At 52.5% G+C, this 11,143-nt stretch carries 9 protein-coding genes; 6 read left to right on the top strand and 3 right to left on the bottom strand.

Features of this window, described 5'->3' with window-relative positions:
- Positions 1-66 precede the first annotated feature (66 nt).
- The 4 genes from KK078_RS11730 to KK078_RS11745 all read left to right on the top strand — a co-directional run bounded on the left by KK078_RS11730 (position 67) and on the right by KK078_RS11745 (position 5,143).
- Complete coding sequence (locus KK078_RS11730; RefSeq protein ID WP_254090465.1) at positions 67-984, top strand: CPBP family intramembrane glutamic endopeptidase; 918 nt, start codon at positions 67-69, stop codon at positions 982-984.
- 54 nt (positions 985-1,038) lie between these two features.
- Positions 1,039-1,857, top strand: a complete 819-nt coding sequence (locus tag KK078_RS11735; RefSeq protein ID WP_254090474.1) for a phosphatidate cytidylyltransferase — start codon at positions 1,039-1,041, stop codon at positions 1,855-1,857.
- On the top strand, positions 1,854-2,480 hold the full coding sequence (locus KK078_RS11740; protein ID WP_254090466.1) for a WbqC family protein: 627 nt from the start codon (positions 1,854-1,856) through the stop codon (positions 2,478-2,480). The genes KK078_RS11735 and KK078_RS11740 overlap by 4 nt, the downstream gene beginning before the upstream one ends.
- Before the next feature lie 113 nt (positions 2,481-2,593).
- Positions 2,594-5,143 (top strand): ATP-dependent Clp protease ATP-binding subunit, encoded by a 2,550-nt coding sequence (locus tag KK078_RS11745; RefSeq protein WP_254090467.1) that lies wholly within the window; start codon positions 2,594-2,596, stop codon positions 5,141-5,143.
- Between the two features lie 119 nt (positions 5,144-5,262).
- Here the strand turns inward: KK078_RS11745 and KK078_RS11750 are convergent, their stop codons facing one another.
- Positions 5,263-7,827: a phosphoenolpyruvate carboxylase gene (locus KK078_RS11750; protein ID WP_254090468.1), complete on the bottom strand. Its 2,565-nt coding sequence runs from the start codon at positions 7,825-7,827 to the stop codon at positions 5,263-5,265.
- Positions 7,828-7,999: 172 nt separating this feature from the next.
- On the bottom strand, positions 8,000-8,410 hold the full coding sequence (locus tag KK078_RS11755) for a DUF1573 domain-containing protein (protein WP_254090469.1): 411 nt from the start codon (positions 8,408-8,410) through the stop codon (positions 8,000-8,002).
- A 161-nt stretch (positions 8,411-8,571) separates the two neighbouring features.
- Between KK078_RS11755 and KK078_RS30645 the strand changes: the two genes are divergently transcribed.
- Positions 8,572-9,834 carry a sensor histidine kinase gene (locus KK078_RS30645; protein WP_254090470.1) on the top strand — a complete coding sequence of 421 codons (1,263 nt, stop codon included), beginning with the start codon at positions 8,572-8,574 and terminating at the stop codon, positions 9,832-9,834.
- A gap of 25 nt (positions 9,835-9,859) precedes the next feature.
- The gene (locus KK078_RS11765; RefSeq protein WP_254090471.1) at positions 9,860-10,552 is read left to right on the top strand and encodes a response regulator transcription factor; all 693 of its coding nucleotides are present in this window, start codon (positions 9,860-9,862) and stop codon (positions 10,550-10,552) included.
- An 8-nt stretch (positions 10,553-10,560) separates the two neighbouring features.
- On the opposite strand, the gene KK078_RS11770 is transcribed toward KK078_RS11765, so the two are convergent.
- Positions 10,561-11,143: geranylgeranylglyceryl/heptaprenylglyceryl phosphate synthase (locus tag KK078_RS11770; RefSeq protein ID WP_254090472.1), on the bottom strand; the 583-nt coding region annotated here is incomplete at its 5' end.

Here is an 11,143-nt window from a genome sequence, read left to right on the forward strand (position 1 = left end):
ATTAGCCCGCAAATTTAACCATAAATCATGGAGCCTGAAATAGCCCGACGTCAATCCTCACCCCTCATGACAATCCTCCTCGTGTTGGTTGCCGTATTGCTGGGTTTTCAGATCATCGGGCCTCTTATTGGCTTTTTTATAGCCTTGCCGTTCTATCCCGGTACCTTCCTGGACATGAGCGAGGCCATCAAGGACCCGCTGGGCCACCCGGAAATGAAAGTGCCTTTGTTTATCATGCAGGGCTGTGCCACATTTTTTGGGCTCATTGTTGTTCCCGTCATCCTGGTACGCATTCTGCGCAGCCGCGACTACACCGTCGGGCTTTTTACGGGCCCCATCTTTCCGCAGACCGCATTGATCACGATCGCATTGATCTTTGCCTTCACCGGCGTGAACTCCATCTTCATCGAGTGGAACCAAAACATCACCTTTCCGGACGGGATCGAGCAAACGCTCAAATCGCTGGAAGACTTACTGCGCAAGCAGACGGAATTCTTAACCAAGTTCGACTCCACCGGTCAATTGATCCTGGCGGTGGTGGTGGTGTCTATTCTGCCCGGCATCGGCGAAGAGCTGGTGTTCCGCGGCATCATCCAACGGGAGTTCTACCGGGCCACACGCAACATTCACGTTTCGATCTGGGTGGCCGCCGCCATCTTTAGCGCTATTCACATGCAGTTCTATGGGTTTGTGCCCCGCATGCTACTGGGGGCGTTGTTTGGCTATCTCTATTACTGGTCGGGCAGCCTGACCATGGCCATGCTGGCCCACTTGTTTAACAACGGCATGATGGTGCTGGCGCTGTATTTTTATCAGAAAGGCGCCCTGGACATCGACGTCGAGAGCACGGAAGCGGCCCCCTGGCATATCGTTGCGAGCTGCACCCTGGCGACCGGCGCCCTCTGTTTTTTGTTCTGGAAATATTACCGCGACCGGGGCCTGGGCCAGGCGCCTCCGGAAGATGATCCTGCCACCGCACATTAATATTCCCAGGAATTTGCACTTTTGCAACCGATCTAACCTCATCGCTGCGTGACCATATCCAAGTATAGCAACCTTACACAACGAATCATCACCGGCCTGCTGGGCTCCGGCGGCATTGTCGCTGCCGTATGGTACAGCGAGTGGACCTACTTCGCCGTGTTCTTTATCATCTGTCTTTTTTCGCTGCTGGAATTCTACAAGCTTGCCGGCCTGGACGGGCTCTCGCCGCAGAAAACCTTCGGCACCCTGTGCGGCATCCTCATCTTTGTGCTGTCCTTCTTAATTGAAAAGGACATCGCCTCGCCACGTTATTACTTCCTCATCTTCCCGCTCATCTCGTGTGTATATATGATCAAGCTCTACAAGAAGTTTGAGCGTAAGCCTTTCACCAATATCGCCTTTACCTTTCTCGGTATCTTCTACGTCGCGGTACCCTTCACCCTCCTCAACATCGCGGTACTACAAGATGACGGCTATAATTTTGAGATCATCCTCGGCTGCCTGTTCATTCTTTGGGCCAGTGACACGGGGGCTTACTTTGCCGGGACATTCTTTGGCAAACACAAACTGTTCGAGCGCATCTCGCCGAAGAAGTCGTGGGAAGGTTTCTTTGGCGGCGCAGCCCTGGCGATGTTCTTTGCGTTCCTCATGTCGCAGTTTTTACATTCACTTACTTTTACGCAGTGGATGGTTATCGGAGTCATCATTGTTATCGGTGGCACGTTCGGTGACCTGGTCGAGTCGCTGCTCAAACGCAGCATCGAGATCAAAGACTCGGGCAGTACCTTGCCGGGACACGGCGGCTTCCTCGACCGCTTTGATGGTTTGCTGATCTCGGCTCCCTTTATCGTGGCTTACCTGGAGGTATTTTGAAAGTTCTTATCGAGACACATTACCTTCCGTCGGTAGCTTACTTTGCTGCAGTTGCCAACACGAATGGTATCATATTGGAGCGTCACGAATATTATGTTAAACAAACCTACCGGAACCGTTGTCATGTTAACACGTCACAGGGTGTCGCGACGCTGATCGTACCGGTTACTGCCCGTCACAACAAAACACTTATCACCGACATACGGATAGACTACAGTCAGAAGTGGGTGAACAATCATTGGCGAACCATCCGGTCGGCGTATGGCAACGCACCATTCTTTGAGCATTATGCGGATGATCTTGAAAAGGTACTTTACAGTAAAAACGATTTTTTATTTGATCTGAACGTTCGTTTTCTGTCATTGTGTCTGAAATGGCTTAAATGGGGAATTCCTGTCACGGAAAGTCTGTCGTACGAAACAACGCCCCAACCCGACACAACAGACTTACGTTCACTGCTTAACAGTAAGAAACAGGATAATTTGTCCAACTTTTTTCAGGCCAGTCCCTACACGCAGGTATTTGGCAATGCGTTTGCAGGGAACATGAGTCTCATCGACCTGATCTTTTGTGAAGGGCCGGAAGCTGCAAGACGTGTTCAGGCTTCCATTGTGGGGAAATGAACAAAACCGTTTTCGCCGGTGTTTCTTACACAGTATTAATTCTTCACAATCCGAATGGTGTTGAACTCGCAAAAAACTTTACATTTACACTAATCATCATTGACTTTCTCTCTATGGAGGCTAAATTTTCCAACCGCGTTAAAGAAGTAATTTCACTGAGCCGGGAAGAAGCACTGCGTTTAGGGCATGACTACATAGGTACAGAACATCTTATTTTGGGTATGATCCGCGAAGGCGAAGGCGTAGCGGTAGGCGTGCTCAAGAAGCTGGGTGTACCGATGGATGAACTCCGAAACGAGATTGAAAAAATTTCCAAAGGCACAGCAACGCACCAGATCAAGAACCTGGCAAACATCCCCCTGACAAAGGCGTCGGAAAAAGTACTCAAGATCACTTACCTCGAAGCCAAGATCTTCAAGGCACAACTGATCGGCACGGAGCATCTCCTGCTGTCGATCCTGCGTGACCATGATAACCTGGGGACCCAGATCTTAAATAAGTTTGACGTAAACTACGAGACTGTAAAAGAAATGCTGGAGTACCAAAACGAAGGTCCGATGGCTTCGCAAGACACGGACGATCCGGATGACGATTCATCCAAAATCTTTGGTGGCGGCAGCCAAGGCGCAGCCGGCAAAGAGAAAAAAGGAACCGAGAAATCTCGCACTCCTGTACTCGACAACTTCGGCCGGGACCTTACCCGTCTGGCAGAAGATAACAAACTCGATCCTATCGTAGGCCGCGAGAAAGAGATCGAGCGTGTGGCGCAGATCCTCTCGCGCAGAAAGAAAAACAACCCGATCCTGATCGGTGAACCCGGCGTGGGTAAGACGGCGATTGCCGAAGGCCTCGCGCTGCGCATTATCCAGAAGAAGGTATCGCGTGTGCTGTTCGGCAAACGCGTCGTTACCCTCGACCTGGCATCGCTGGTGGCCGGTACCAAATACCGCGGCCAGTTTGAAGAACGTATGAAGGCCGTCATGAACGAGCTGGAGAAATCACCCGACGTGATCCTCTTCATTGACGAGCTGCACACCATCGTGGGTGCTGGTGGTGCATCCGGCTCGCTGGATGCCTCCAACATGTTTAAACCCGCCCTGGCCCGGGGTGAGATCCAATGCATTGGTGCTACCACCCTCGACGAGTACCGTCAGTATATCGAGAAGGACGGAGCATTGGCCCGCCGCTTCCAGATGGTGATGGTGGACTCTACGTCGCCGGAAGAAACGATCCAGATCCTCGAGAACATCAAGGAGAAATATGAAGATCACCACCACGTGATCTATACCAAAGAAGCGATCGAGGCCTGCGTAAAACTTTCTGACCGCTACATCAGCGACCGGTATCTGCCGGACAAAGCGATCGACGTACTCGACGAAGCCGGTGCCCGTGTGCACATCAACAACATTCACGTGCCGGAAGACATCGTGAAGTTCGAAGAGGCTATCGAAGACGTGAAGAAAGAAAAGAACCGCGTCGTAAAAAGCCAGAAGTACGAAGAAGCCGCCCAACTGCGCGACCGCGAGAAGAAGCTGATCGAACAGCTCGACATCGCAAAAGCCAAATGGGAAGAGAAGACCCGTACGGAAAAATATACGGTAAACGAAGACAACGTGGCCGACGTGATCGCCATGATGACCGGCATCCCCACCAAGCGTATCGCCCAGAAAGAAAGCAACAAACTGCTGAACATGGGCGAAGAGCTGGCGGGCAAAGTGATCGGTCAGGAAGAGGCTATCAAGAAACTTGTCAAAGCCATCCAACGCACGCGCGTGGGCTTGAAAGATCCGAAGAAGCCGATCGGCTCCTTTATTTTCCTGGGCCCTACCGGCGTCGGTAAAACAGAGCTTGCCAAAGTATTGGCAACCTACCTCTTCGACAAAGAAGACGCCCTGGTGCGCATCGACATGAGCGAGTATATGGAGAAATTCTCCGTATCACGCCTCGTAGGTGCCCCTCCAGGCTATGTGGGGTATGAAGAAGGCGGCCAGCTGACCGAGAAAGTACGCCGCAAGCCTTACTCTGTCGTACTGCTTGACGAGATTGAAAAAGCTCACCCGGATGTATTTAACATCCTGCTGCAAGTGCTTGACGACGGGATCCTGACCGACGGTCTGGGCCGCCGTGTGGACTTCCGCAATACCATCATCATCATGACCTCCAACATTGGTGTGCGTGACCTGAAAGATTTTGGTACGGGCATCGGCTTCTCGACGGCTGCAAAACGCGAAAGCGAAGAGGAGCACATGAAGCTGACGATCGCCAACGCCCTGAAGCGTGCCTTCAGCCCCGAGTTCCTTAACCGTCTGGACGATGTGATCGTGTTCAACACGCTGCAACGCGAGCATATCCACAAGATCATCGACCTCACACTGTCGAAGCTGTTCAACCGCATTACCCAGTTGGGCTATAATGTTGAGCTGACCGACAAGGCCAAGGACTTCCTGGCCGAGAAGGGCTACGACCAGCAATTCGGCGCGCGCCCGCTGAACCGAGCGATCCAGAAATACCTGGAAGACCCGGTAGCCGAGGAGATCCTCAAAGGCGAAGTCGAAGAAGGTGGCACGATCCTGGCCGACTACGATGGCAAGGGCGACCTGCTCACCATTAAAGTGAAAAAGGCGAAGTCTTCTTCGAAAGAGAAAAAAGAGAAAGAAGAATAGTAAAAAGAAAAGGGGCTTTACGGCCCCTTTTCTTTTATAGTCTTAGCCCTGAAAGGGCTAAGTGGATACATAAATCCAGCACTGGTTTTTATGACATCACCGTGAGTCGGCCGCTATCTTTAGGCCGAGTTACGTGCTGCGTTGATGATACCGAACATGCAGCGCATGACCAGCTTGCGCAGCTGCTTGTCAAACGGCTTGTCGCGGTCTTCCAGGTCGCGCAGGTTCTGCAGGGCGTACTGCTGAATGGTGATCAACGGTAAGACGATACGCTCGCGCAGTTTTACCGAGTCGCGGTTCACCGGAGTGTTCTCCATCAGCTCCGTCAGGCCGGAAACTTCAAGGATCATTTCGCGGGAGAGTTTATACTCGTTGTACATCTTCTTCCAGTACTCGCCAAAGTCCTTGTCCTTGGCCAGGTAGGCCGTGGCCGGATAATAGCTCTTGGTGAGCGACATCATACTGTTGCTTAACAGCGTGCGGAAGAACAATGATTCTTTAAAGAGGATCTTCAGCTCGCGCAGCTTGCCTTGCGACTTCAGCTCGCGGATGGCCGTGCCGACGCCGTAGAAGCCGGGGATGTTCTGCTTCATCTGCGCCCATGAGCTCACAAACGGAATGGCCCGCAGGTCTTCAAACTTCAGGCTACCCGAGTTACGCTTTACCGGCCGCGAGCCGATGTTGCTGTCGCCGAAGTATACCAGCGGTGTGATCTTTTCGAGGTAGGGCACAAACTTCGGATGCTGTTTCAGCTCGCGGTATGCCTGGTGGCCTTCTTCTGCGAGTGCATCGAGCAGCGCCTTCTCCTTCTCTTGTAATGGGTCGAGCGTTTGAAAGATCGAATTCTCTATGCCGGCCGACAGCAGCTGCTCCAGGTTATACCGGCATGAGACCGGCTTGCCAAAGTTCGAGCTGATGGTCTGGCCTTGTATGGTAATCTGTATTTCTTTGTCTTCGATGGTATCGCCCAGTGACGCATAGAAGTCGTGGGTATTCCCACCACCGCGTGCCGGAGGGCCGCCACGGCCGTCAAAGAACACCGCCACGAAGCCTTCTTCGCGCGCAATGCGTGTGAGGTTCTCTTTTGCTTTAAAGATAGACCAGTTGGCGCGCATGTAACCACCGTCTTTTGTGCCGTCGGAAAAGCCGAGCATGATGGTCTGCTTCTTGCCCCGGCGCTGCAGGTGCTCGCGGTACTCGGGTATGCCGTACAGCGTCTTCATGACCACCTCGCAGTTGGCCAGGTCTTCGATGGTTTCGAAGAGCGGTACGATGTCCAGCGGCAACTCTTCATCTTTGCCGAGTATGAGCTTGGCCAGCTGGTACACGCGGATGACGTCCAGCGCGGACTGGCAGTTGCTGATAACATAGCGGTGGCATCCTTCTACACCGTTCTGCTCCTGGATCTGACCGATCACGCTAAAGCTCTGGACCAGCTCGGTTACAAAGTCGTCGTCGAACTTGAGCGATGCCGGTTTGAAGTTGAGCGAAAGGATCGTATCGATCTTCTCGCGCTCGCTGAGCTTGTCAAAGTTTTTGAGCTTCTTGTTCTTCGACTGCAGCCTGGCCAGACACGCTTCCCATGCCTGGGCATGTTTGCGGCTGTCCTGACGGATGTCCATGCTGGCGAAGTAGAAGCCGAAGATCTTTACTTTCAGGATAAAAGCATCGAGCAGGTCCAGGAACAGACCGCGGTGATCGTTGATCAACACTTCGCGGGCTTCAAACAGGTCGTTCAACAGCTCGTCGGGGTGGTGATAGATCTCTCCATAACCGTTGCCGTAAGCGATAGGGTATACTTTGCCTTCGGCACGGGCGATGATATGATCCACGCCTTTGAAGGTAAGGCGGCGTTTGAGCCAGCGCAGGTCGCGGTGGTAACACTTCAACAGTGTCTCCTGCAGGTGTTGCGCTACTTTAATGGTTGTCTCGTGCGTTACGAACGGATTGCCGTCGCGATCGCCGCCGGGCCAGAAGCCGATTTTGATCAGGTCGAAGTTACTCCACTCTTCCAGCTTTACGTTCAGGCCGGTCATCACCTTGTGGACGATGGTCGGTATGACGGGGTAGAACACATTCTCCAGGAACCAGCTCAGGCTGGCAGCCTCGTCGAACGGTGTGGGTTTTTCTTTGTTAATGAAGGCCGTTTTCCCCAGCTGCCGCAGCAACAGGTTGATATCTTCCAACCGGTTTTCGCGAATGGCCAGCTCCAGGTCGTTGATGATCGCCAGCACGCTGCCGGGATAGAACTGGGTAGGGTGGGCGGTGAGCACCACGCGGACACTAAAGTCTTCCAGTTTTTTGCGCAACGCGTCTTCTACACCTTCTGATTCGGCCCGCAGCATCAGGGCGGAAAGCGTACCCTTGCCGTTCAGGTCGTTGATCTCGTCAAAGGCGGCGTCTTCGATCGAGTCGAACAATACCACCTGGCGCTCCACATATTGGATAAAGTTGAACAGCATGTTGAACTGCTCTTCGCGCGAGGCCTGGGGAGTAAAGTCCGCAAAGAATTTCTTAATGATCGTCAGGGGGTCCTTACCCTTTTCAAATCCGGATTCACAGGCTTGCTGCAATAGCGGTAGCAATGTACCCGTGCGGTATATGCCCGTGTAGGGAAGGTTAAGGAAAAGACTGTTGTACATGTGGTACCGTGTCGATACAGTCTTATTGAACTCACTTGCCATTAGCTGGTTTTTGAACGCCAACAAAGTTATCAAATACTGGTGTGAGGGAGGGGCAGGGTCAATATATTGCAGATTTTCTTTCCGAAAACGTTTACGGAATAAGAAAGGGGGCAGAAAGTGAGGCCGTCCTCTACTTCCTGCGCACCCTTTTTGCTGGTTGCGGTTTAGCGGTCTAATCGACCACTTCGCCTTTTATGGTCAACACCACCTCGCTCTGTTCCGTATTGGCAATGATGGTAACGGTCTTGTTAAAGACTCCTTTGTTGGCGGCATTGTAGGTGGCCTTTACGAAGCCCTCTCCGTTTACAGGAATAGGGTCTTTGGAATACTCCGCCACGGTGCAACCGCAAGAGGCCTTTACCGATGTGATTACCAACGGCTCGCTTCCGGTGTTGGTAAATGTAAAAGTGTGGTTTACCGGCTTGTTGACTTTGATCTTACCAAAGTTGAAGGAGGTCTGGACCCAGTTAAACACGGGGGTTCCGAAGTAGTCGGCTACGCCGGCTACATGCGCGGCACGCGTTTGGGTCAGGGCTGCCAGCGCAAAGAACGCGCCGACCAGGATAAAAGCAGTTTTTCTCATACGTTGTAAAGAGGTTTAAATGTTTGTAAAAAATGTTGCTGTTCGAACGATACAAAACTGCCGATACGCTTTTCGAAAGCGTGTTAAACGCTGCCTAAAAAATGTTAATGACTTGTTAATCTGACAGCACCGGGCAAAACAATGTCGTACCTTTCTGAACCGTGAAAAACTCGACCATACGCCTCATCGTTATTCTGGCCACGCTTTCCATCGTGGGCATTACGATCACCCAGATCTACTGGGTACGTCGCGCCTTTGACCTGAAGGAAGCGGAGTTTGAGCGAACCGTCACCACGGCGCTTTATAATGTGGCCCAACAGGTATACGATATCAACGATACACCCGCACCGGCTATTAACCCGGTGAAACAGCTCTCGTCCAACTACTTTGTGGTGTCCGTCAACAATCAGCTCAACACACGCCTGTTGGAGTTCCTGCTCCGCACCGAGTTTGAGCGACGCAATATCATTATCGACTTCGAATACGGTGTATATGATTGTTCCAGCGAGTGTATGCTCTATGGCAACTATATACCCCTTAAGACCGCCAAGAGCAAAATCACTGACCGCAACCTGCCCGAATGGGCCAACCATGGATACTACTTTGGTGTGCAATTTCCGAACCGTGGCGCGCACCTGCTCAACCAGATGGGCATCTGGTCGTTCTCCTCGGCGGTGCTACTGGTGGTAATTGTTTTCTTTGGTTACACCATCTTCGTTATCCTCAAGCAAAAGCGGCTGTCAGAGATCCAAAAGGATTTTATCAACAACATGACGCACGAGTTTAAGACGCCGATCTCCACCATTGCGCTGTCTACGCAAGTGTTGAAAGACCCGGCCATTGTACAGCAGCCCGAGCGGTTGCAGAGCTATGCCGCGATCATCGAAAAAGAAAACCTGCGCCTCAAACAACAGGTAGAGCGCGTGTTGCAGGTGGCTCGCCTCGACAAAGGCGATGTTGCCCTGCAAAAGGAAATGGTAAACGTGCACCAGATCATTGCCGATGCTATTCACAATGCGTCCATGACGCTACGCGAAAAGCAAGGTGCCGTAAGCACGGCCTTTCACGCCACCGTGCACGAGCTGCAGGCCGACCGCCTGCACATTACCAACGTACTGACCAACCTGCTGGACAACGCCATCAAATATTGCCGCGGGATACCGCTGATCACCGTGTCGACCACCGACTACAACAAAGGGGTACTCATCGAAGTACAAGACAACGGCATCGGCATCGACCGGGAGAACCACAAACGTATATTTCAGAAATTTTACCGCGTGCCTACCGGCAACGTACACGATGTGAAAGGCTTTGGCTTGGGGTTGAGCTATGTGAAGACGATCGTCGAAGCTCACGATGGGTATGTAACATTGCACAGCGAGCTCGACAAGGGCAGTGTGTTCCGCGTGTTTATCCCCGCCTGACCAATACCACCAAACTGTATACTGCATGATCGCCGAAAAGAAAATACTACTTGTGGAAGACGATCCCAGCCTGGGCTTTGTCATTAAAGACAACCTCACCATGCGGGGATATACCGTTACGCTTTGTACCGACGGCGAAGCGGGCGAGCAATCGTTCCGCGCAGGTAGTTTTAACCTCTGCATCTTCGACGTCATGCTGCCCAAGAAAGACGGCTTTGCCCTGGCCCGTTCCGTGCGCGAAAGCGACAAGGAAATCCCTATCCTCTTTCTCACGGCCAAGTCGATGACCGAAGACAAGCTGGCCGGCTTCCAAACCGGTGCCGACGACTACATCACCAAGCCTTTTAACCTCGAGGAACTTTTATACCGCATGGAGGTATTCCTGCGCCGCACCGGCGAGCCTATGCCTGAACCCGAGCAGGCGTTCGCCCTGGGCCAGTATAATTTTGACTATACCACGTACACGCTGCGGTTGCACGATACTGAAAAGATCCTGACGCAGAAAGAAGCCGAGGTGCTGCAACTGCTGTACCAGCATCGCACCCGTGTGTTAAAACGCGAAGAGATCTTAAAACATGTGTGGGGGGACGACGATTACTTCATGGGGCGCAGCATGGACGTATTCATATCCAAGCTACGCAAATACCTCAAGGAAGATCCAAGCGTACGGATTGTGAACTACCACGGCGTAGGCTTCCGACTGGAATTTGATCAGTAGCGAGGGCGTCAGCCCTGGTTCCACTCGTATACCTTGTCGGCTATACCGATCAGCAACTCGGGATCCTTTTCGAGTGCATTACCGATCACCACCATGTCGGCACCGGCCTCCAGTGCACGCAGTGCCTTTTGGCTGGTGTTGATCCCTCCGCCAACGATCAACGGTATCTGTATAGCTTTGCGCACCGTGGCGATCATCTTGGCACTGATTTCTTTTTCGGCGCCGCTGCCGGCATCCATATACAGGGCTTGCAGGCCCAGCATCTCCCCTGCCATGGCGGTAGCCGCCGCGAGCGAATACTTGTCATCCGGAATGGGCATGGTGTTGCTGATGTAGGCAGCCGAGGTGATGCGGCCGCTGTTGACCAGCATATAGCCTGTCGGTATGACTTCGAGCTTTGTATTGCGGATGATCGGCGCCGCCACGACGTGCTGCCCAATGAGCAGCTCGGGATTGCGGCCGGAGATGAGCGATAAAAACAGCAAGGCATCTGCGGTGGGCTCGATCTGCATCGAATTACCGGGGAAGAGTACGACGGGAATTTTTACATGGTCTTTGACTGGCTCTGATACACCTCTCCGAGCCCACGAG

The organism is Dawidia soli (assembly GCF_018598185.1).
GTDB classification, from domain to species: Bacteria; Bacteroidota; Bacteroidia; order Cytophagales; family Cyclobacteriaceae; genus Ohtaekwangia; species Ohtaekwangia soli.